Genomic DNA, 20,834 nt, shown 5'->3' with positions numbered 1-20,834 from the left:
GAGGCCCTCCGGTGATCGTCCCGTTCAGCGTGTCCGACTTCATCGACCGCGCCGTGCAGGTGTACGGCGACCGGGTGGGGGTGGTCGACGAGCCCGACCAGCCCGCGCCGCCCCTCGGCGACCGGGGGGAGCTGACGTACGCCGAGGTCGGCGCGCTCGCGCGTCGCCAGGCCGCGCGCCTCGACGAGCTCGGCATCGGGGTCGGCGACCGGGTGGCGGTCGTCAGCCACAACAGCGCGCGGCTGCTCACGTCGTTCTTCGGGGTGTGCGGGTCCGGCCGGGTGCTGGTGCCGGTGAACTTCCGGCTGCGTCCCGACGAGGTCCGCTACATCGTCGAGCACTCCGGCGCGCGGGTGCTGCTGATCGACCCCGAGCTCGACGAGTCGCTGTCCGGGGTCGAGGCCGAGCACCGGTTCCTGCTCGGCCACGACGAGGACCTGTACGCCGCGCCCGGCGTGGAGCCGGTGCCGTGGGAGCCCGACGAGAACGCCACCGCGTGCATCAACTACACCTCGGGGACGACCGCGCGGCCCAAGGGCGTGCAGATCACCCACCGCAACGTCTGGGTCAACGCGGTGACCTTCGGGCTGCACGCCGCGGTGACCGACCGCGACGTCTACCTGCACACGCTGCCGATGTTCCACGCCAACGGCTGGGGGATGCCGTTCGCGATGACCGGGCTCGGGGTGAAGCAGGTGGTGATCCGCAAGATCGACGGCGCGGAGATCCTGCGGCGGGTCCGCGACCACGGGGTGACGGTGATGTGCGCCGCGCCGGCCGTCGCCGCCGCGGTGCTGGAAGCCGCCCAGTCGTGGGAGGGCGAGATCCCCGGGCGCGACCGGGTGCGGATCATCATGGCCGGCGCCCCGCCGCCGACCCGGACCGTCGCGCGGGTCGAGGAGGAGCTCGGCTGGGAGTTCATCCAGATCTACGGGCTCACCGAGACCTCACCGCTGCTGACCGTCAACCGCAGCCGCGCGGAGTGGGACGACCTCTCCACCGAGGAGCGGGCCGCCAAGCTGGTGCGGGCCGGGGCGCCGGCCCTCGGCGTACGCCTCGCGCTGGCGGAGGACGGCGAGGTGCTGGCCCGGTCGAACGTCGTGCTCGAGGGCTACTGGGAGCAGCCCGAGGAGTCCGCAGCGGCGCTGGCCGACGGCTGGTTCCACACCGGGGACGGCGGCACGATCGGCGACGACGGCTACCTCACCATCAGCGACCGCAAGAAGGACGTGATCATCACCGGCGGCGAGAACGTCTCCTCGATCGAGGTCGAGGACGTGCTGTTCAGCCACCCGGCGGTGGCCGAGGTCGCGGTCATCGGCGTGCCCGACGAGAAGTGGGGCGAGACGATCAAGGCGCTGGTGGTGCTCGCGGACGGCGCGTCGGCGACCGAGGCGGAGCTGATCGCCTGGTGCAAGGAGAAGGCGGCCGGCTACAAGGCGCCGACGTCGGTCGAGGTGCGGACCGACCTCGCCCGCACGGCGACCGGCAAGCTGCAGAAGTTCAAGCTGCGGGCGCCGTACTGGGAGGGCCGGGACCGGACGGTGAACTAGGCCGACGGGCGGACGTCCAGGACGACCTCGAACTCCAGCAGGTCGGCGCCGCTGGCGACCGGCTTGGCGCGCTCGCCGGCGTGGGCGGCCTGGGCGCCGCCGTCGCGCCAGGCGGCGAAGGACTCCTCGTCCTCCCACTGGGTCACGACGAAGTAGCGCTCCTCGCCCGCGACCGGGCGGAGCAGCTGGAAGCCGAGGAAGCCGGGGGACCCCTCGACGGTGCCGGCCCGCGCGGCGAAGCGCTTCTCGAGCTCCTCGTGGGCCTGCGGGGGGACGGAGATGGCGTTGATCTTCACGACGGGCATGCTCCGAGGCTAGACCCCGTCGATAGCCTGCCCGCATGCCCACCGACCTGCCCGCCGACCTGCCTCTGCTGAGCGACGTCGTCGACCTGCTGCACGGCTGGTACCCGCCCGCCACGGCGGACTCCTGGGACGCCGTGGGCCTGGTGAGCGGCGACCCGGACCGGCCGGTCGGCAAGGTGATGCTCGCCGTCGACCCGACGTACGACGTGGCGCGCGAGGCCGCGGAGTGGGGCGCGGACCTGCTCGTCGTGCACCACCCGCTGTTCCTCAAGCCCGTGCACGGCGTCGCCGCCACCACGCCGAAGGGCCGGACCCTCGGCGTCCTCACCGAGGCGGGCTGTGCGCTGCTGACCGCGCACACCAACGCCGACCAGGCGATCGGCGGGGTCTCCGAGGCGCTGGCGACGGCGCTGGGGCTGACCGGTCTCGTGCCGCTGGAGCCCGCGCCGGCCGAGCAGTGCGACAAGCTCACGACCTTCGTGCCGACCGCCGACGCCGAGCGGGTGCGGCAGGCGCTGGCGGAGGCGGGCGCGGGACGGCTCGGCGACTACGAGGCGGCGTCGTTCAGCACGCCCGGGGAGGGCCGGTTCCGGCCGCTGCCGGGCGCCGACCCGGCGATCGGGACCGTGGGGGAGGCCGAGGTCGTCGAGGAGGTGCGGATCGAGGTGGTGCTGCCCCGCCGCCGGCGCACCGCCGTGGTGCGGGCGCTGCTCGCCGCCCACCCCTACGAGGAGCCCGCCTGGGACGTCGTCGAGACCGCGGACGCCGGCCTCGCCGAGACCGGGACCGGTCGGGTCGGCGAGGTGGAGGAGCAGTCCCTGCGGTCCTTCGCCGACCGGGTCGCGGCCGCGCTGCCGGCAACGGCCCACGGCGTCCGCGTGGCGGGCGACCCCGAGCGCGTCGTACGCCGGGTCGCGGTGTGCGGCGGCGCGGGCGACTTCCTGCTCGACAAGGTGCGGGGCCTGGACGTCGACGCCTACGTCACCAGTGACCTGCGGCACCACCCGGCGGGCGAGTTCGCCGAGCACGGCGGGCCCGCGCTGGTCGACGTGGCGCACTGGGCGGCGGAGTGGACCTGGCTCCCGGTGGTGGAGCGGAAGCTGGTGGCGGCGCTGGGCGATACGGTGGGGACCCGGGTCAGCACGCTGTGCACCGACCCGTGGACCTTCCGATCGTGACCGAACCCAGGAGCCCGCGCTGAAAGCCGACCCCTTCGCCCAGCTCAAGCTGCTCGACGTCCAGAGCCTGGACTCCCGCGCCGACCAGCTGCGTCACCAGCGGGCCACCCTGCCCGAGGACGCCGAGATCACCCAGCTGCAGGCGACCCGCACCGAGCTCGACAACCAGGCGCGCGACGCGCGCATCGTGGTCGACGACCTCACCGCGGAGCAGGCCAAGATCGACGCGGACGTCGAGCAGGTGCGCGTCCGCCGCACCCGCGACCAGGACCGGATGGACAAGGGGCTGATCTCCCACCCCAAGGACCTGGAGCGGATGACCCACGAGCTGCAGTCGCTCGAGCGCCGGATCTCCTCGCTCGAGGACGACGAGCTCGAGGTGATGGCCCGGCTCGAGGACGCCCAGCGCGAGCTCGACTCGCTGGCGGGCCGGATCGCCGAGCTCGACGAGCGGATCGCCTCGCTCACCGCCGTGCGCGACGAGAAGGTCTCCGACCTCGAGGCGCTGCTGCTCGACGTCGAGGCGCAGCGTGGGCCCTCGGTCGAGGGCCTGCCGGAGGACCTGCTCGGCCTCTACGACAAGCTGCGCGCCGCCAAGAACGGCGTGGGCGCCGCCGAGCTCCGGCAGCGCCGGTGCACCGGCTGCCAGCTGGGCATCGACAACGCCGAGCTCGCCATCATCAAGGCCGCGCCCGCCGACCTGGTGGTGCGGTGCGAGGAGTGCTCGCGAATCCTCGTGCGCACCCCCGAGTCCGGGCTGTGAGCGACGCGCCGCGCACGGTCCTCATCGAGGCGGACGGCGGGTCGCGGGGCAACCCGGGCCCCGCGGCGTACGGCGCGGTGCTCAAGGACGCCGACGCCGGCACGGTGCTCGCCGAGGAGGGCACCACGATCGGGGTGGCGTCGAACAACGTGGCGGAGTACCGCGGGCTGATCGCCGGCCTGCGGCTCGCGCGCGAGCTGGCGCCGGACGCCGCGGTCGAGGTCCGGATGGACTCCAAGCTCGTCGTCGAGCAGATGTCGGGCAACTGGAAGATCAAGCACCCCTCGATGCGGCCGCTCGCGGCCGAGGCCACCGAGCTGGCGCCGCCCGGCACGACGTACACGTGGATCCCGCGGGAGCAGAACGGGCACGCCGACCGGCTCGCCAACGAGGCGCTGGACGGCACGCGGTCCGGCGTGAGCGTCCGCGACGGGCTCGGCGGCCTCGAGGAGGACTCGCTGATCGAGGAGGTGGAGAGCCCGGCGGCGCAGGAGAGCGCGCAGCGGGGCTGGGCCGCCGACGCCGGGGCGCCGACGACGCTGGTGCTGGTCCGCCACGGCGTCACCGCGCACACGGTCGACAAGCGGTTCTCCGGCGGGCTCGGCGGATCCAACCCCGGGCTCAGCGACGAGGGGCGCGACCAGGTGCGGGCCGCGGCCCGCTGGCTCGGCCCCGTCGCCGAGCGGGTGTCCGCCGTCGTGGCCTCGCCGGTGCGCCGTACGGCCGAGTCGGCCGCGATCGTCGCCGAGGTGCTGGACGCGGCGGTGGAGGAAGAGCCCGGGTTCGCCGAGATGGAGTTCGGCCACTGGGACGGCCTCACCTTCGCCGAGGTCGCCGCGCAGCACGGTGACGAGCTCGGCGAGTGGCTCGGGTCGCTGGACGTCGCGCCGGCCGGCGGGGAGTCGTTCCGGGCGGTCCAGGAGCGGGTGCTCGGCGGGCTGGAGCGGGTGCTGGCGGCGCACGCCGGCCGCACGGTCGTCGTGGTCAGCCACGTCACGCCGATCAAGACGCTGGTCGCGCACGCGATGGCCGCGCCGCTCGAGGCGGTGTTCCGGATGGAGCTCTCGCCCGCGTCGGTCTCGGTGGTGTCGTACTACCCCGACGGCAAGACCTCGCTGCGGCTCTACAACGCGCTGCCGCCGGAGAATGCGGCGTTCGCGGACCCCACGCACTGGTAGGTCAGCTCAGGGGCGGGGGTCGTGCCGGGTCCAGGGCTTCTCGTCGCGCCGCTTGCCCATGCCGGCGGCGCAGCGGTGGCACACGGAGGTGACCTGGTCGGCGTCGCGGCCGGTCGCCGGCTGCACGTCGGCCCAGTCGACGTGCGAGAACCGCCCGAGCCGGGCCTTCTTGATCGGGATCCCGCAGAGCGTCTGGTTGGTCCCCGGGAGCCAGGCGTGCACCTCGCCGGCCGGGGTGCGGAACCCGTCGGGGTCGGTCCAGGACCCGGTGGCGGCCACGGCTGCGCGCATGGCCCCCACTACCCGCGGGTGCGGACGCCATGCGGAAACGCCGAGTCGGCGCTTGTGTTCGCGTGGCGGGCGGACACAAGCGCCGACTCGGCGGGGGGTGGGTCAGAGGTCGGTGACGACCACGTCGAGCTGGGTGCCCTTGGGGGTGGGGTCGGCGACCTCGACGGCCCAGCCGAGGTCGCGGAGCGCGTCGGCGAGGCGGGCGGGGGTGCGCGGGTTGGCGCCGTCCTCGAGGAGGGCGCGGACGATGCGACCCTTGGTCGCCTTGTTGAAGTGGCTGACCACCTTGCGGACGCCGCCGACCTCGTGCAGCACCCGCACGGTGGCGACCCGCTTCGCGGCGTCGGCGGGCGGGCGCCAGAACGCGGCGTACGTGCTGCTGCGGAGGTCCACGAGCAGTCCGTCGCCCACGGCCTCCTCGAACGCCGGGCCGAGCGCGTCGCGCCAGACCCCGGCGACCGGGCCCAGGCCCGGGAGGGAGGTGCCGCCGGAGAGGCGGTACGCCGGGATCCGGTCGCCGGGGCGGACCAGCCCGAAGACGCTAGACACGACCGTGAGGCGGGCCGTCGCGCGGCGGCGGGCCGCGGGGGACAGGGTTGCGACGTCGAGGGCGTCGTACACGACCCCGGCGTACACCTGGTCGGCGCGCGCCGTCGGCGCGGTGCGCAGCCGGGTGTTCAGCGCGACCAGGTCGAGCTGGGTGCTGCCGACGTCCAGGGTCCGCGCGGCGACCTCGGGATCGCCCTCGCAGAGCGCCACGAGCGCGTCGAGGACCCGCTCGCGGGCGGGGGTGAGCACGGGGAACGAGAGCGTCGCGTGGTCGAGGGGTCGGCCTCGCCGCGGCTCGGTCTTGCCCTCGCTGGGCGGTAGCACGATCAGCACGGTGGGTATGTTGCCGTCATGCCGAGCAACCGCGTGGTCCGGGTCCGTGCATCGGGTGAGGGCGTGGCCGTGGCCGCGCTGCGGGAGGGGGTGCGCCGGCTGCAGGACGAGCTCGACGTCACCCCGGACTTCCCGGCCGCGGTCGAGGAGGCCGCCGCGCGTGCGGCGGCCGCCCCACGCCTGCCGGACCTCGACCGCACCGACGTGCCGTTCCTGACCATCGACCCCGAGGGCGCCCGCGACCTCGACCAGGCGCTCCACCTCGAGCGCGACGGTGACGGGTACGTCGTGCGGTACGCGATCGCCGACGTCGCGGCCTTCGTCGAGCCGGGCGGCCCGGTCGACCTGGAGGCGCACCGCCGCGGCGAGACGCTGTACGGCGCCGACATGAAGGTCCCGCTGCACCCGAAGGCGATCTCCGAGGCCGCCGGCTCGCTGCTGCCCGACCAGGTGCGCCCGGCGCTGCTGTGGACGATCCGGCTGACCGGCGAGGGCGAGCGCACCGACGTGACCGTCGAGCGCGCCCGGGTGCGCTCGACGGCGCAGCTGACCTACGAGGAGGCCCAGCGGCTCGTCGACGACGGCTCCGGGCCGGAGTCGCTGACGCTGCTGCGCGAGGTCGGACAGCTGCGGCTGGCCCGCGAGGCCGCCCGCGGCGGGGTCTCCCTCCCGCTGCCCGAGCAGGAGGTGGACGTCGAGGACGACCACTGGACGCTCGCCTTCCGGTCCCTGCTGCCGGTCGAGGAGTGGAACGCGCAGATCTCGCTGCTCACCGGCTTCGCGGCGGCGTCCCTGATGGTCTACGCGCGGGTCGGGCTGCTGCGCACGCTCCCGCCGCCGGACCCGCGCGACGTCAAGCGGCTGCACCGGGAGGCCCGCGCGCTGGGGATCGAGTGGCCCGCCGAGATGCTCTACCCCGACTTCGTGCGCACGCTCGACCCCGCCCGCCCCGACCACGCCGCGATGGTCGTGGCCTGCACCCGGCTGCTGCGCGGCAGCGGGTACGTCGCGTTCGACGGCGAGGTGCCGGCCGACCCGCAGCACGCCGCGCTGGCCTCGGAGTACGCCCACGTCACCGCGCCGCTGCGCCGCCTGGGCGACCGGTACGCCGGGGAGGTCTGCGTCGCGCTGTGCGCCGGGACCGAGGTGCCGGCCTGGGTGCTCGACGGGCTGCACGAGATGCCGAAGACGCTGCAGGACTCCTCGCGCCGGGCGCGCCAGTACGAGCGCGGCGTGCTCGACCTGGTCGAGGCCGGGCTGCTCGCGCACCGGGTCGGCGAGGAGTTCGCGGGCGTGGTCGTCGACGTCCGCGACGACGACCCGCGCCGCGGCGTACTCACCCTGCGGGAGCCGGCCGTCGAGTGCCCGGTCCGCTCCGAGCGGGACCTGCCGCTCGGCACCGAGGTCCGCGCCCGGCTCACCGTCGCCGACGTGGTCGCCCGGAAGGTGGAGCTGGTCGTCGAGTGACGCCGGCGCCGACCCCTCAGAGGTCGCGGTGGAGGTGGTCGGGCGCGGGGTCGGGGGAGTCGGGGTTGGTGCGGTGCAGGTTGAGCAGGGCGAGCCCCAGCCCGCCCCACAGGACCAGCATGGCGATGACCATCATCACGATCGCCTCGGTGTTCATCGGTCGGCCTCCTTCCTGGTGTTGTCGGCAGGTGTGTCCGCGCGCCGGCCGAGGAACGTGACCACGACCGCGGCGGCGAGGACCAGCGCCGCCGACCCCCAGCCGAAGACGTTCAGCATCCAGGCCGGGTAGTCGCCGTACGGCTTTTCGAGGGTGTCCAGGAAGTCGCGGAGGAGCACGAAGCCCAGTGCGAGCGGCGCCACGACCGAGACGAGGACGATCCAGCCCCGGCTGAGCCGGATGGACCCGTGGTGGTTGAGGTGCGTCGCGAGGCCGGGGAGCGCCCGGACGCCCCACGCCAGCACGACCATCGCCACCACGGCCACGAAGAGGATGCCGAAGCGGTTGATGAAGAAGTCGACGATGTCGAGGACGTGCAGCCCGCTCGTGGTCGAGAACAGCACGACGCTGAGCGCCGTCGCCGGGACGCCCACGACCAGGACCGCGGTGACCCGCTGCAGGTCGAACTTGTCGCGGACCGCCGAGACGACGACCTCGAGCACGCTGACCAGCGAGGTGAGGCCCGCGATGACCAGGGAGCCGAAGAACAGCACCCCGATCACCGAGCCGCCCGCCGCCTCGCTGATGATCGCCGGGAAGGCGACGAAGGCGAGGCCGATGCCGCTCTGGACGACCTCGTCGACCGCTGTGCCGTTGGCCTGCGCCATGAAGCCGAGCGCGGCGAAGACGCCGATGCCGGCGAGCAGCTCGAAGCCGGAGTTGGCGAAGCCGACGACCAGGCCGGAGCCGGTCATGTCGGTGCGGCGCCCGACGTACGACGCGTAGGTGATCATGATGCCGAAGCCGATCGAGAGCGAGAAGAAGATCTGGCCGAACGCCGCCGCCCACACCGACGCGTCGGTGAGGGCGCCCCAGTCGGGGGTGAAGAGCGCGTCCAGGCCGTCGGCGGCACCGGGCAGGAACAGGGAGCGGACGACGAGGAACCCGAACGCCAGCACCAGCAGCGGGATGAAGACCACCGAGGTCGCGCCGATGCCCTTCTGCACGCCGAGGCCCATGATGAGCAGCACGGCGGCCCAGACGATCAGCAGCGGCACCAGCACGCCCACGACGACGTCCGCGGTCACGCCCGGGGCGCTGGTCTGCAGGAAGTCGCCGGAGAAGAAGCCTCCGGGGTCCGAGCCCCACGCCTTGTCGACGGAGAAGAAGGTGTAGCGCAGCGCCCAGCCGATGATCGCCGCGTAGTAGACCGCGATCACGAAGCAGATCGCGACCTGCCACCAGCCGAGCACCTCGGTGCGCGGTGACTCACGGGCGAACGACAGGGGTGCGGAGCCACGGTGCTTGTGGCCCAGCGCGTAGTCGACGAAGAGGAACGGCAGCCCGGCGGTCAGGAGCGCGATGAGGTACGGGATGACGAACGCGCCGCCGCCGTTCTCGTAGGCGACGTACGGGAACCGCCAGATGTTGCCGAGGCCCACCGCGGAGCCGATCGCGGCGAGGATGAAGACCCGGCGCGAGGAGAACGCACCGCGTCGCGCCTCCTGCTGCGTCCGCTGGGCGGACTCGGGACCCTGCTCGGGGGGTGGGGTCGCCATGACGGCCTCCTGACGTCGTTGTCCGGTACCGCATGCTAGGCCCGGACGGGCGCGCCGATGCTCCCGGGACCCGAGCTGGTCGCCGGGCGTGCACCTCCTCCCACGTCGACGCCGGGGGCCGCAACTCACGCCGACTCGGGCGTCAACTCACGCCGACTCGGCGTGGGTGGGGGCGTCCGGGAGGGGCGGCGGCAATTGCGTGTCAAGACCGGTTAAGACGGCGTCAAGATGGCGGGCTCGCGCTCCGGGCGGGTCTTGGCTGGGCGACATGAGCCTTGAGAACGGACTGCTCCTCGTGGCAGTCGTCGCCGCAGCGATCTACCTGCTGATCGCCTTGATCTTCCCGGAGCGTTTCTAGTGTCTGACACCGTTGCGGGCCTGCTCTCGATCGCGACCCTGGTGCTGGTGCTCGCCCTGGTCTACCGGCCGCTGGGCGACTACATGGCCCGCGTCTACGAGAGCGCCCGGCACCTGCGCGCCGAGCGCGTCGTCTACCGACTCACCGGAGTCGACCCCGAGGTCGAGCAGAGCTCGCGCTCCTACGCCGTCAGCGTGGTCGGGTTCTCCGCGGTCGGCGTCGTCCTGCTGATGGTCATCCAGCTGGCGCAGGCCTACCTGCCGTTCGACCGGGACCTGCCCGGGGTGCCGTTCTGGATGTCGTTCAACACCGCCGCCTCCTTCGTCGCCAACACCAACTGGCAGTCCTACGCCGGCGAGTCCACCCTGGGCTTCACCGTCCAGATGGCCGGCCTGGCGGTCCAGAACTTCCTCTCCGCCGCGGTGGGGATGGCCGTGGCCGTCGCCCTGGTCCGCGGCTTCGTACGCAGCCGCACCGGCACCATCGGCAACTTCTGGGTGGACCTCACGCGCGGCACGCTGCGGATCCTGCTGCCGATCGCGTTCGTGAGCGCGCTGCTGCTGATCGCCGGCGGCGTGGTGCAGAGCTTCTCGGACACCCCGATGGACACGCTCGCCGGTCACGGCCAGGTGCTCACCGGGGGACCGGTGGCCAGCCAGGAGTCGATCAAGGAGCTCGGCACGAACGGCGGCGGCTTCTTCAACGCCAACTCCGCCCACCCGTTCGAGAACCCGAGCGGCTACACCAACCTGCTCGAGATCCTGCTGATCCTCCTCATCCCGGCCTGCCTGACCCGCACCCTCGGCACCATGCTCGGCAACCGCCGGCAGGGCCTGGCGATCCTCGCCACGATGGGCGTGCTGTTCGCCATCTCCCTGGCCGTGGTCACCGCCGCCGAGGTCGGTGCCCGCTCCCAGGCCGGCCAGGTCGCCGGCGCGACGATGGAGGGCAAGGAGACCCGGTTCGGCGAGTGGGCGTCCGCGCTGTTCGCGGTGGCCACCACCGGCACCTCCACCGGTGCGGTCAACGCCTCCCACGACTCGTTGACGCCCACCGGCGGCGGGATGGTCCTGGTGAACATGATGTTCGGCGAGGTCACGCCCGGCGGCGTGGGCTCGGGCATCTACGGGATCCTCGTCCTGGCGGTCGTGGCGGTCTTCATCGCCGGCCTGATGGTGGGGCGCACCCCGGAGCTCCTGGGCAAGAAGATCGGGTCGCGGCAGATGACCTACGTCGCCCTGTACATGCTCACCACCCCCGCGATCGTGCTGGTCGGGACGGGCCTCGCGATCGCCCTGGACTCCACGGCGGACGCCATGGGCAACCCCGGCGGACACGGGTTCACCGAGGTCCTCTACGCCTACACCTCGGGCGCGAACAACAACGGCAGCGCGTTCGGCGGCATCACGGTGACCTCGGACTTCTTCCAGATCTCCCTCGGGCTCGCGATGCTCCTGGGGCGGCTGGTCCCCATCGTGCTCGTCCTGCTGCTCGCCGGCTCGCTCGCCGAGCAGGCCAAGGTCCCCACCACGGCCGGCACCCTCCCGACGCACAAGCCGATCTTCGTGACGCTGCTGGTCGGCGTCGTCATCGTCTTCACGGCGCTGACCTACTTCCCCGCCCTTTCACTCGGACCGATTGCTGAGGCACTCGCGTGAGCACCACGACCTCCACCACCCCGCCCACGGCTCCCGGCTCCACGGAGCCGTCCGGACCCGCGCCGTCCGGGCTGGTCCACCAGCCGGCCTCCAGCATGGGGCTGCGCGTCCTCCTCGCCCAGGGGGCGCGGCAGCTCCCCGAGGCGCTTCGCAAGCTCGATCCGCGGCACCTGTGGCGCTCGCCGGTGATGTTCCTGGTCTGGCTCGGCTCGGTCGCCACCACCGTCGTCGCCGTCGTCGACCCCAGCGTGTTCGCCTGGTGGCTCGCGGTCTGGCTGTGGCTCACCGTGATCTTCGGCAACCTCGCCGAGGCGGTCGCCGAGGGCCGCGGCAAGGCGCAGGCCGCCTCGCTGCGCGCCACCCGGTCCGACACCGTGGCCCGGCTGCTCGACGACGACGGTCACGAGACCGAGGTGCCGAGCACCCAGCTCCAGGTCGGCGACCGGGTCGTGGTCGAGGCGGGGCAGGTCGTCCCCGGTGACGGCGACGTCGTCGAGGGCGTCGCCAGCGTGGACGAGTCCGCGATCACCGGGGAGTCCGCGCCGGTGATCCGCGAGGCCGGCGGGGACCGCAGTGCCGTCACGGGAGGCACCACGGTGCTCTCCGACCGGATCGTCGTCCGGATCACGGCGGCCGCCGGCCACTCCTTCCTGGACAAGATGATCGGGCTGGTCGAGGGCACGTCCCGGCGCAAGACCCCCAACGAGATCGCGCTGTCGATCCTGCTGGTCAGCCTCACCCTCACGTTCCTGGCGGCGGTCGCGACCCTGGCCCCGATGGCCGAGTACGCCGGCGCCCCGCAGGACCTGGTCGTGCTGATCGCACTGCTGGTCTGCCTGATCCCCACCACGATCGGCGCCCTGCTCTCGGCCATCGGCATCGCCGGCATGGACCGCCTGGTCAGGGTCAACGTGCTCGCCATGTCCGGGCGTGCCGTGGAGGCCGCAGGCGACGTGTCCACCCTGCTGCTCGACAAGACCGGCACCATCACCTACGGCAACCGGCAGGCCAGCGAGCTCGTGCCGACCACGGGCACGACCGCCGAGGACCTCCGCGACACCGCGCGGCTCTCCAGCCTCGCCGACCAGACCCCCGAGGGCCGGTCGATCGTCACGCTCGCCCTCGCCCAGGGAGCCGACGACCGAGACCTGCCGCAGGGAGCGACCTTCGTGGAGTTCACCGCGCAGACCCGGATGTCCGGCGTCGACCTCGCCGACGGCACCGAGATCCGCAAGGGCGCCAGCTCCGCGGTCGCCGCCTGGCTGGGATCCGACCCCGGCGCCGGTGTCAACGACCTGGTCAACGACATCGCCCGCTTGGGCGGGACCCCGCTGGTGATCGCCCGCAGGACGCCGGACGGTCAGGCCTGTGCACTGGGGGTCGTGCACCTCAAGGACGTCGTGAAGGAGGGCATGGCCGAGCGGTTCGCCGAGCTGCGATCCATGGGCATCCGCACGGTGATGATCACCGGCGACAACGCGCTGACGGCCCAGGCGATCGCCGACGAGGCCGGTGTCGACGACTTCCTCGCCGAGGCGACGCCCGAGGACAAGATGGACTACATCCGCAAGGAGCAGTCCGGGGGCCGGCTGGTGGCGATGACCGGCGACGGCACCAACGACGCCCCGGCGCTCGCGGCCGCCGACGTCGGCGTGGCGATGAACAGCGGGACGGCCGCGGCGAAGGAGGCCGGCAACATGGTCGACCTCGACTCCGACCCCACGAAGCTCATCGACATCGTCGAGATCGGCAAGCAGCTGCTGGTCACCCGCGGGGCGCTGACCACGTTCTCGATCGCCAACGACGTCGCCAAGTACTTCGCGATCATCCCGGCGATGTTCGTGGCCGCCTACCCGTCCCTCGACGCGCTCAACGTCATGGGGCTGGCCACCCCGCAGTCGGCGATCCTCTCGGCGGTGATCTTCAACGCGCTGGTCATCGTGGCGCTCATCCCGCTGGCCCTGCGCGGGGTCCGCTTCCGGGCCGCGTCCGCCACGGCCGTCCTGCGCCGCAACATGCTCGTCTTCGGCCTCGGCGGCGTCGTCGTCCCGTTCGCCGGCATCAAGCTCATCGACCTGCTCGTCTCCACCATCCCCGGGATCGGCTGACCATCATGCTCACGGACTTCTCTCGCCAGTCACTGGCCGCGCTGCGCACCATGCTGGTCTTCACCGTCGTCCTCGGCGTCGCCTACCCGGCGGCCGTCTGGGTCGCGGGACAGACCTTTGGGGACCGCGCCGACGGTCAGCCCGTCACGGTCGAGGGCCGGGTCGTCGGCTCCCGGCTCCTGGGGCAGGACTTCGAGGGGGAGCAGTGGTTCCACTCCCGCCCCTCGGCCAACGACTACGACAGCCTCGCCTCGGCCCCCAGCAACCTGGGGCCCTCCAACCCCGACCTGCTCGCCCTCGTCGCGGAGCGCCGCGCCGCGGTGGCGGAGACCGAGTCGGTCGGGGAGAGCGAGGTGCCCCCCGACGCCGTCACTGCCTCGGGCTCCGGCCTGGACCCGCACATCTCGCCGGAGTACGCCGCCCTCCAGGCCCCTCGGGTCGCCGAGGCCAACGGCCTTACCCTGGGGCAGGTCGAGGAGCTGATCGACGAGCACACCGACGGTCGCTTCCTCGGCTTCCTCGGCGAGCCGGGCGTCAACGTCCTCGAGCTGAACGTGGCTGTCCAGGAGGCCGCGCGGGGATGACGGAGCCGGAGGAGTAGGGATGGACCGCGGAAGGCTGCGGGTGTACCTGGGCGCCGCGCCCGGCGTCGGCAAGACCGTCGCGATGCTGCAGGAGGGATGTCGCCGGGCGGAGCGGGGGACCGACGTCGTGGTCGGGTACGTCGAGACCCACGGGCGCCCCAGGACCGCCGAGGTGCTGGAGCCGCTCGAGGTGGTCCCGCGGCGCCAGCTCGCCTACCGGGACACCCACCGTGAGGAGATGGACCTCGACGCCATCCTCCTCCGCTCGCCGAGCGTGGTGCTGGTCGACGAGCTGGCCCACACCAACGTGCCCGGGAGCCGGAACCAGAAGCGCTGGCAGGACGTCCAGGCGCTGCGCGACGCCGGCATCGAGGTCATCACGACCGTCAACATCCAGCACCTGGAGTCGCTCAACGACGTCACCGAGGCGATCACCGGGGTGCGGCAGCGCGAGACGGTCCCCGACGACGTGGTCCGGTCGGCGGACCAGATCGAGCTCGTGGACATGAGCCCGCAGGCGCTCCGGCGCCGGATGGCGCACGGCAACGTCTACCGCGCCGACAAGGTCGACGCCGCCCTCTCCCAGTACTTCCGGGAGGGGAACCTGACCGCCCTGCGCGAGCTCGCGCTGCTCTGGCTCGCCGACCGGGTGGAGGAAGGGCTGGACCGCTACCGCGACCAGCACCAGATCGACTCCACGTGGGCCACGCGGGAGCGCATCATCGTGCCGGTCAGCGGTGGTCCGGAGTCGAGCACGCTGATGCGGCGGGCCGCCCGGATCGCCTCCCGGGTCTCGGCGGGGGAGTGGCACACCCTCTACATCGCTCGGCAGGACGGGCTCACCGGCGTCTCCCCGGACACCCTCGCCGAGCTGCGGAAGAAGGCCGAGCAGCTCGGCGGCACCTTCCACACGGTGATCAGCGACGATCCCGCGGAGGGGATCCTCGACTTCGCCCGTGCCGAGAACGCGACCCAGGTCGTGATCGGCGCGAGCCGCCGGGGCCGGACCTCCACCTTGCTCCGCCCGGGGGTCGGCGAGCGGGTCGTCGCCGGGTCGGGCGACATCGACGTGCACATCGTCACCCACGACTACGCCCGCGGCGCCAACGCCAGTGCCCGCACCCCCGACACGCTCAGTCGCCGTCGCCGGGTGCTGGGCTACCTCTGCGGCGTCCTGGCGCCGGCCGTCGTCAGTGCGCTGCTGTGGTGGACCCACCACTGGCACGGCCTGACCACCGAGTCCATGGTGCTGATGGCGGTCGTGGTCGCCACGGCCCTGATCGGCGGCCTGGTCCCCGCCGTCATCGCGGCCCTCGCCAGCGGGGTCCTGCTCAACTTCCTCTTCGTCTCACCGACCTACGTGCTGACGATCGACGAGCCCGAGAACGTCCTGGCGCTGGTGCTGTTCGTCGTCGTCGGGGTCGCGGTCGCCACCGTCGTCGACCTCGCCGCACGGCGTACCAAGCAGGCCGTCAAGGCCCGGGCCGAGGCCGATGCGCTCACGGTCCTGTCCCACAGCCTCCTGCACGCCACCGACGACCCCTCGGGCCTGCTGTCCTCGGCGTGCGAGCTCTTCCACGCACGCGGGGCAGCGATCCTGCGGCGGGCCGATGAGTCCGTCGTGGCGAGCCACGGGGTTCCTCCAGGATCGATCGCGCAGGCCGACATGGTGGCCGAGATCGACGCCGACACCGTCCTGGCGCTCTCCGGGACGAAGCTGCCGGCCTCCGAGCGCGGGTTGCTGAACGCCTACGCCGCCTACGCCCGCGTCATGGCCGAGCGTCGGGCCGCGACCGAGGCCGAGGTCGAGCGGCTCCGGCTCACCGAGGTCGACCGGACCCGCACCGCCCTGCTGGCCGCGGTGTCCCACGACCTCCGCTCGCCCCTCTCCGCGCTCAAGATCGCCACGGACAGCCTCTGCGCCCCCGACATGACGTGGTCCGACGAGGACGAGGAGGAGTTCCTCGAGGCCATCCGCGAGGCCACGGACCGGCTCATCGCCCTGGTCACCAACCTCCTGGACATGAGCCGCATCCACACCGGCTCGGTCAAGGCCGCGATCACGGAGGTCGCCCTCGCCCCGGCGGTCCGCAGCAGCCTCGTCCCGCTCGCCGGCAGCAGCCGGATCCGGGTCGCCATCGCGGAGGACTGCGTCGTCCTCGCCGACCCGGGCCTGCTGGACCGGGTCCTGGCCAACATCTGCGAGAACGCGCTGAAGTACACCCCGGAGGACGCCGCCATCACCATCGACGCGGCCCCCATCAGCCCCGACCGGGTCGCCCTCCGGATCGCCGACACCGGCCCCGGCGTACGCGACCGGGAGCACGACGAGCTCTTCGTGCCCTTCCAGCGCCTCGGCGACGTGCCCGGAGGCGACGGGGTGGGGCTCGGGCTCGCCGTCGCCCACGGTCTCCTCGAGGCGATCGGTGGCACGATCACCACCGAGGACACCCCGGGTGGCGGGCTCACCTTCGTCCTCGAGCTGAGGGAGGCACGATGACCTTCGTGCTGGTCGTCGACGACGACCCGTCGATCCGTCGCACGCTGTCGGTCAACCTCCGGGCGCGCGGCTACGACGTGGAAGCCGCCGGCGACGGACGGTCGGCACTGCAGATCGTCGACGAGCGGATGCCGGACGCGATCCTGCTCGACCTCGGCCTGCCCGACGTCGACGGGGTCGCCGTCCTCACCCGGCTCCGCACGTTCAGCTCGGTCCCGGTGATCGTCGTCTCGGCGCGCACCGAGCCCGACGACAAGGTCGAGGCCCTCGACCTCGGTGCCGACGACTACATCAGCAAGCCGTTCTCGCTCGAGGAGCTGCTCGCCCGGGTCCGCGTGGTCACCCGACGTGCCGGTCAGGAGACGCCCTCGCCCTGCCTGGAGCTCGACGGGCTGTCCCTCGACATCGACGACTCCCGCGCCTCCCGGGACGGGGAGAGCATCCACCTGACCCCCACGGAGTGGAAGCTCGTGGCGCACCTGGCCCGACGGCGCGGGCAGCTCGTGCGCCAGGGCGAGCTCCTCCACGCCGTGTGGGGGCCGACGTACGAGCGGAACAGCAACTACCTGCGGGTGCACCTCTCCGCGATCCGCCACAAGCTGGAGCGCGACCCCGCCCACCCCACCCTGTTCGTCACCGAGCCGGGGCTGGGCTACCGGTTCGCGCCCCGGTTGACCGACGCCCGCTGACCCGGCGGCCCGGCGCGGTCAGCCCTCCCGCGCGGCCCGGGTCACGGCTCGGTGATGCGGGCATAGACGACGTGGTGGGGGACGTGCCAGCGCAGGGCGAGCGCCGAGCCGGCCCGGACCGCGGCCTTGCGCGTCTGGTAGACGCCGTCGAGGGGCCGTCCGCCCACGACCCGGTTGCGCCAGGTGCCGTTGACGAAGAAGGTCTCGACCGTGCGCGGCTGCTCCATCGCGCCGCTCGCGCCGTCGCCCGGCTGCCGTACGCGCGAGCGCAGCAGCTGCTCGACCGTGCGGGCGAGCTCAGCGGGGCTGAACGGCTTCGGGACGTAGACGCGTGCTCCGAGGGCGTACCCCAGTGCTGCATAGCGCTCGGCCGGCTGGGCGGTGAGCAGGATCAGCGGCGACCAGCGGAGCAGGCCCTCGTGGCGGAGCTGGTCGGCGACCTCGAGGCCGGTCAGGTACGGCATCCGGATGTCGAAGATCAAGATGTCGAAGTGCTCGCGCCGGCAGCGCTCCAGCGCAGCGCGTCCGTCCGCCACGTGGACGACGTCGTGACGTCCCGCGAGCGACTCGGCGACGAGGGCGGCGATGTCGGCGTCGTCCTCGGCGATCAGAACCCGTGCCATGCCGCGCCTCCTCCGCTGCTCGACAGGAGGGACGGTACCGACCCGGCGGGCCCTCGCACGCAGGGCCCCTCGATCGCGTGTGCGTCCTGCCCCTGCGGATCAGCCGGCGGCGCGGGCCGCGCGCAGCGGCGAGCGGGCGGTCACGGAGGTCCCTCGGCCGGGGGTGCTGGAGAGGGTGACGTCACCACCGTGGGCCTCGATGATCTGCTGGGTGATGGACAGCCCGACCCCGAGACCCTGGATCGCGCTGTCGCGGGCCGAGGTCGTCCGGTAGAACCGCTCGAACGCGCGCTTCTGCTCGGCGCGCGACATCCCGATGCCCGTGTCGACCACCTGCAGGACGAACCTGTCGCCGTCCTCCTCGAGGCAGACGTCGACCCGGCCACCGGCGGGGGTGTACTTGAGCGCGTTCGAGACCAGGTTGTCGACCACCTGCTCCCAGGCGTCGGGGTCCAGGTCGGCGCCCACCCCGTCCGCCACCGTGGTGGCCAGGTGGATGCCGGCGGACAGGGCGACGGGCCGGTGCTTGACCACGGCGTCGTGCAGCAGGGCCGAGACGTCCACGGGCCGGGGCCGGATCTCCGGCCCGTCGGCTCCCGAGACCTGCAGCAGCTGGGAGACACGGGACAGCAGCACGCCCGCGTTGCGCTGGGCGACCGAGAGCATGGCCGAGATCCGCTGGCCCTGCTGGTCCTGCGGGTCGAGCTCCTCGGCGATCAGCTCCTGGTAGCCGATGATCGAGGTCAGCGGCGTCCTCAGCTCGTGGGAGACCGTCGTGAGGAACTCCTCGCGCACCCGGACCGCCTCGAGGATGTCGGTGACTTCCCAGCCCACGACGACGGCGCCGAACCGGTCACCGTTGTGGCGGTGGATCTGGCGCGCCGAGAGCATCACCGCGACCTGGTCCTCCGGCGGCCCGAACCAGTAGGTCTGGGGCGAGAACTCCTCACCCCGCCTCGCTCGGGCGCCGGCGTGCTCGTCGCTGGGCACGCGGGTGGTCCGGTCCTCGAAGTAGTAGTGAGGTCCGTCCGAGCCCTCCGAGCCCTTCGAGCCCTCCGCGCCGGTGTCGATCCGTGTGTCGAGGTCGTGGGCGGTGGAGTTCTCCAGGATCACCTCGCCCTCCCGGTCGTAGCCGACGATGCCCGCGTCGACGGAGTCCAGGATCGCCTGCACCATGAGGAGCCGGTCGTGCGCGAGCTCGAGCGCGGTCTCGACCAGCGCCGACTGCTCCTTCATGGCGTCGTGCTTGTCCTGGAGGTCGTCGGCCAGGTGCCGGGCCGCCAGGCACAGCCCGACGGCGACCGCGGGCGCCATCACGAGCTGCGCCCACCCGGCGCCGGAGGTCGGCAGCGACGCCGCGCCCAGGTAGGCGACGCACGCGAGGCCGCCGACCGAGGCGAGGGCGAGGGCCAGGCCGGTCCGGCCGAACTCGAGCGCCAGCCACAGGACGGGGACCGCGGCCAGCAGCACCACGGAGGGCATCACGGCGACCGAGCGGAACTCCATCATGGCGACGGCGACCACCGACAGCACCGGCACGAGTGCTTGCCAGAGTCGGGGCACGCGGGCCCAGGGGACGACACCGGCCAGCACGGTCAGGACGGCGAGGAGGAGGAGGCCGCACCCGGTGGATGCCGGGGCGGACGCCCGGTCCTGGGCCAGGAGGCCGCCTGCCACCACGGCCGCGAGGCACAGCGTGGGCAGCTGCCAGCCCAGGGGCGTGCGGGTCCGGTCGACGGCGGGAGCCCTCAAGAGCATGTCGTGGCCTGTTCCGCTGCGAGCTCGACGAGGCCGCCGTTGCCGGGTCAACGCAGCTGCTCGTGGGTCGCAGAGTACGCCGTGCGCCGGCGCCCCGTCCGGGGAACGGGGTGATCACCGGGGCCCCTGCGCGAACGGGACAACGCCCGGCGTGGATCGGACAATGCGGGTGGTCGCGGACCCCTATGATGACGCCGACGACGTGGCGCTCGGGGCGAGTCAGAGGAGATCGTGACCAGGTTGGGAGACAGCCGCGTGTCGACGTGGCGGACGACCGATCCCGCGGAGGCCGAAGCCGCGGTGATGACGACGTACCAGCTCGACCACCGGCTCGTCATCCCCTCCCCGGAGCACGGACAGTTCCACATGGAGCTCCACGACGTCCGGATCGGGTCGTCGACGGCGGGGCTGCTGTCCTACGGCGCCGGGGCACGGATGCTCACCAGCGCCACCCACGGCTACCACGTCAACCTCACCCTCCAGGGTCGTGCGGCGGGGGCGTCCAACGGTGCCGAGATCGAGACCGCCGTGGCGGGGGAGGGGCTCGTCTACGAGTCCGGCACGGTCGCCGACGCGCGGTGGTTCCGCGGGTCCCGGGTGCTCGCCCTGCTCCTGCCCGAGGAGGTCGTCGAGCGCCAGCTGGAGTCGCTGCTCGGGCACCGCGTGCGCGGACGGTTGGTCCCCGAGCTCAAGATCTCGGCCGACGGGCTGGCCAACGCGCTGGCCCCGGCCGCCCAGCTCGTGCTGCAGCAGCTGGTCAGCCCGACCCCGACGAGCGTGCTGCCCCTGGTGCAGCGCCACGTGGAGGGGCTCCTGGTGGACAGCTTCCTGCTCGCGCACCGCCACAACTACAGCGAAGAGCTCCAGCGGCCGGCGCCCCCCGCGCGCCGGCTGCCCATCCAGCGCGCGATCGACCTGCTGGAGGAGCGTCCCGAGCACCCCTGGACGACGGTCGGCCTGGCGAGCGAGGTCCACCTGAGCGTCCGGGCGCTCCAGGACGGCTTCAAGCGCTCCGTCGACACCGCGCCCATGGCGTACCTGCGCGGGGTCAGGCTCCGGCGCGCGCGGGCCGCGCTGACCGCGACGCGGCCGGGGGAGGCCACGGTCCAGGAGGTGGCGCTGCGCTTCGGGATCCTGCACCAGGGGCGCTTCTCGGTCGCCTACCGCGAGGAGTTCGGCGAGAGCCCCTCGGCGACCCTGGCCCGGCCGGTTCCCTGAGCATC

At 73.0% G+C, this 20,834-nt stretch carries 19 protein-coding genes; 12 read left to right on the top strand and 7 right to left on the bottom strand.

Annotated features, from left to right (window positions below):
- Positions 1 to 11 precede the first annotated feature (11 nt).
- On the top strand, positions 12 to 1,553 hold the full coding sequence (locus tag H4O22_RS15065) for an AMP-binding protein (protein WP_182524175.1): 1,542 nt from the start codon (positions 12 to 14) through the stop codon (positions 1,551 to 1,553).
- Here the strand turns inward: H4O22_RS15065 and H4O22_RS15060 are convergent.
- Positions 1,550 to 1,858, bottom strand: a complete 309-nt coding sequence (locus H4O22_RS15060) for an antibiotic biosynthesis monooxygenase family protein (RefSeq protein ID WP_182524174.1) — start codon at positions 1,856 to 1,858, stop codon at positions 1,550 to 1,552. The two genes, H4O22_RS15065 and H4O22_RS15060, sit on opposite strands and share 4 nt — an antisense overlap.
- Positions 1,859 to 1,893: 35 nt before the next feature.
- Between H4O22_RS15060 and H4O22_RS15055 the strand changes: the two genes are divergently transcribed.
- The 3 genes from H4O22_RS15055 to H4O22_RS15045 are packed head-to-tail and all read left to right on the top strand — an operon-like array spanning position 1,894 to position 4,977.
- Positions 1,894 to 3,036, top strand: coding sequence for a Nif3-like dinuclear metal center hexameric protein (locus H4O22_RS15055; RefSeq protein WP_182524173.1), 1,143 nt, complete (start codon positions 1,894 to 1,896; stop codon positions 3,034 to 3,036).
- A gap of 19 nt (positions 3,037 to 3,055) precedes the next feature.
- Positions 3,056 to 3,799 carry a zinc ribbon domain-containing protein gene (locus tag H4O22_RS15050; RefSeq protein ID WP_182527168.1) on the top strand — a complete coding sequence of 248 codons (744 nt, stop codon included), beginning with the start codon at positions 3,056 to 3,058 and terminating at the stop codon, positions 3,797 to 3,799.
- Positions 3,796 to 4,977 carry a bifunctional RNase H/acid phosphatase gene (locus H4O22_RS15045; protein WP_182524172.1) on the top strand — a complete coding sequence of 394 codons (1,182 nt, stop codon included), beginning with the start codon at positions 3,796 to 3,798 and terminating at the stop codon, positions 4,975 to 4,977. The genes H4O22_RS15050 and H4O22_RS15045 overlap by 4 nt, the downstream gene beginning before the upstream one ends.
- A gap of 6 nt (positions 4,978 to 4,983) precedes the next feature.
- Here the strand turns inward: H4O22_RS15045 and H4O22_RS15040 are convergent, their stop codons facing one another.
- Both H4O22_RS15040 and yaaA read right to left on the bottom strand, forming a co-directional pair.
- Positions 4,984 to 5,268: a hypothetical protein gene (locus H4O22_RS15040; protein WP_182524171.1), complete on the bottom strand. Its 285-nt coding sequence runs from the start codon at positions 5,266 to 5,268 to the stop codon at positions 4,984 to 4,986.
- A gap of 102 nt (positions 5,269 to 5,370) precedes the next feature.
- Positions 5,371 to 6,150, bottom strand: a complete 780-nt coding sequence (gene yaaA / locus H4O22_RS15035; protein ID WP_182524170.1) for a peroxide stress protein YaaA — start codon at positions 6,148 to 6,150, stop codon at positions 5,371 to 5,373.
- Between the two features lie 18 nt (positions 6,151 to 6,168).
- Here yaaA and H4O22_RS15030 point away from each other — a divergent pair, with 18 nt between their 5' ends.
- A complete protein-coding gene (locus H4O22_RS15030) occupies positions 6,169 to 7,617 on the top strand; it encodes an RNB domain-containing ribonuclease (RefSeq protein ID WP_182524169.1) in 1,449 nt (482 codons plus the stop codon).
- A 16-nt stretch (positions 7,618 to 7,633) separates the two neighbouring features.
- On the opposite strand, the gene H4O22_RS15025 is transcribed toward H4O22_RS15030, so the two are convergent.
- Both H4O22_RS15025 and H4O22_RS15020 read right to left on the bottom strand, forming a co-directional pair.
- A complete protein-coding gene (locus H4O22_RS15025) occupies positions 7,634 to 7,774 on the bottom strand; it encodes a methionine/alanine import family NSS transporter small subunit (RefSeq protein ID WP_182524168.1) in 141 nt (46 codons plus the stop codon).
- Positions 7,771 to 9,333 carry a sodium-dependent transporter gene (locus H4O22_RS15020; protein WP_182524167.1) on the bottom strand — a complete coding sequence of 521 codons (1,563 nt, stop codon included), beginning with the start codon at positions 9,331 to 9,333 and terminating at the stop codon, positions 7,771 to 7,773. The genes H4O22_RS15025 and H4O22_RS15020 overlap by 4 nt, the downstream gene beginning before the upstream one ends.
- 268 nt (positions 9,334 to 9,601) lie before the next feature.
- Here H4O22_RS15020 and H4O22_RS15015 point away from each other — a divergent pair, with 268 nt between their 5' ends.
- The 6 genes from H4O22_RS15015 to H4O22_RS14990 all read left to right on the top strand — a co-directional run bounded on the left by H4O22_RS15015 (position 9,602) and on the right by H4O22_RS14990 (position 17,230).
- Complete coding sequence (locus H4O22_RS15015) at positions 9,602 to 9,691, top strand: potassium-transporting ATPase subunit F (RefSeq protein WP_182524166.1); 90 nt, start codon at positions 9,602 to 9,604, stop codon at positions 9,689 to 9,691.
- Entirely contained in the window at positions 9,691 to 11,349 is a 1,659-nt protein-coding gene (kdpA, locus tag H4O22_RS15010) for a potassium-transporting ATPase subunit KdpA (RefSeq protein ID WP_182524165.1), read from the top strand. Before H4O22_RS15015 ends, kdpA begins: the two co-directional genes overlap by 1 nt.
- Positions 11,350 to 11,420: 71 nt before the next feature.
- On the top strand, positions 11,421 to 13,457 hold the full coding sequence (gene kdpB / locus H4O22_RS15005; protein ID WP_406603315.1) for a potassium-transporting ATPase subunit KdpB: 2,037 nt from the start codon (positions 11,421 to 11,423) through the stop codon (positions 13,455 to 13,457).
- A gap of 5 nt (positions 13,458 to 13,462) precedes the next feature.
- Positions 13,463 to 14,041 carry a potassium-transporting ATPase subunit KdpC gene (gene kdpC / locus H4O22_RS15000; RefSeq protein ID WP_182524164.1) on the top strand — a complete coding sequence of 193 codons (579 nt, stop codon included), beginning with the start codon at positions 13,463 to 13,465 and terminating at the stop codon, positions 14,039 to 14,041.
- A gap of 19 nt (positions 14,042 to 14,060) precedes the next feature.
- On the top strand, positions 14,061 to 16,541 hold the full coding sequence (locus H4O22_RS14995; protein WP_182524163.1) for a DUF4118 domain-containing protein: 2,481 nt from the start codon (positions 14,061 to 14,063) through the stop codon (positions 16,539 to 16,541).
- A complete protein-coding gene (locus H4O22_RS14990) occupies positions 16,538 to 17,230 on the top strand; it encodes a response regulator (RefSeq protein ID WP_182524162.1) in 693 nt (230 codons plus the stop codon). Before H4O22_RS14995 ends, H4O22_RS14990 begins: the two co-directional genes overlap by 4 nt.
- Positions 17,231 to 17,271: 41 nt before the next feature.
- On the opposite strand, the gene H4O22_RS14985 is transcribed toward H4O22_RS14990, so the two are convergent.
- The gene (locus H4O22_RS14985; RefSeq protein ID WP_182524161.1) at positions 17,272 to 17,853 is read right to left on the bottom strand and encodes a response regulator transcription factor; all 582 of its coding nucleotides are present in this window, start codon (positions 17,851 to 17,853) and stop codon (positions 17,272 to 17,274) included.
- Between the two features lie 99 nt (positions 17,854 to 17,952).
- On the bottom strand, positions 17,953 to 19,605 hold the full coding sequence (locus H4O22_RS14980) for a sensor histidine kinase (RefSeq protein WP_182524160.1): 1,653 nt from the start codon (positions 19,603 to 19,605) through the stop codon (positions 17,953 to 17,955).
- Positions 19,606 to 19,842: 237 nt separating this feature from the next.
- On the opposite strand from H4O22_RS14980, the gene H4O22_RS14975 reads away from it, so the two are divergent.
- Positions 19,843 to 20,829, top strand: a complete 987-nt coding sequence (locus tag H4O22_RS14975) for an AraC family transcriptional regulator (RefSeq protein WP_182524159.1) — start codon at positions 19,843 to 19,845, stop codon at positions 20,827 to 20,829.
- Positions 20,830 to 20,834: the final 5 nt, after the last annotated feature.

It is taken from the genome of Nocardioides dongkuii (assembly GCF_014127485.1).
GTDB lineage: Bacteria > Actinomycetota > Actinomycetes > Propionibacteriales > Nocardioidaceae > Nocardioides > Nocardioides dongkuii.
This window is presented reverse-complemented; position numbering and strand designations above follow the sequence as displayed.

Bases quoted from the DNA above. Each gene is read 5' to 3' on its own strand.
- H4O22_RS15060 (WP_182524174.1), bottom strand. From the start codon at position 1,858: ATGCCCGTCGTGAAGATCAACGCCATCTCCGTCCCCCCGCAGGCCCAC.
- H4O22_RS15055 (WP_182524173.1), top strand. From the start codon at position 1,894: ATGCCCACCGACCTGCCCGCCGACCTGCCTCTGCTGAGCGACGTCGTC.
- H4O22_RS15040 (WP_182524171.1), bottom strand. From the start codon at position 5,268: ATGCGCGCAGCCGTGGCCGCCACCGGGTCCTGGACCGACCCCGACGGG.
- H4O22_RS15030 (WP_182524169.1), top strand. From the start codon at position 6,169: ATGCCGAGCAACCGCGTGGTCCGGGTCCGTGCATCGGGTGAGGGCGTG.
- H4O22_RS15025 (WP_182524168.1), bottom strand. From the start codon at position 7,774: ATGAACACCGAGGCGATCGTGATGATGGTCATCGCCATGCTGGTCCTG.
- H4O22_RS15020 (WP_182524167.1), bottom strand. From the start codon at position 9,333: ATGGCGACCCCACCCCCCGAGCAGGGTCCCGAGTCCGCCCAGCGGACG.
- H4O22_RS15015 (WP_182524166.1), top strand. From the start codon at position 9,602: ATGAGCCTTGAGAACGGACTGCTCCTCGTGGCAGTCGTCGCCGCAGCG.
- kdpC (WP_182524164.1), top strand. From the start codon at position 13,463: ATGCTCACGGACTTCTCTCGCCAGTCACTGGCCGCGCTGCGCACCATG.
- H4O22_RS14995 (WP_182524163.1), top strand. From the start codon at position 14,061: ATGGACCGCGGAAGGCTGCGGGTGTACCTGGGCGCCGCGCCCGGCGTC.
- H4O22_RS14990 (WP_182524162.1), top strand. From the start codon at position 16,538: ATGACCTTCGTGCTGGTCGTCGACGACGACCCGTCGATCCGTCGCACG.
- H4O22_RS14985 (WP_182524161.1), bottom strand. From the start codon at position 17,853: ATGGCACGGGTTCTGATCGCCGAGGACGACGCCGACATCGCCGCCCTC.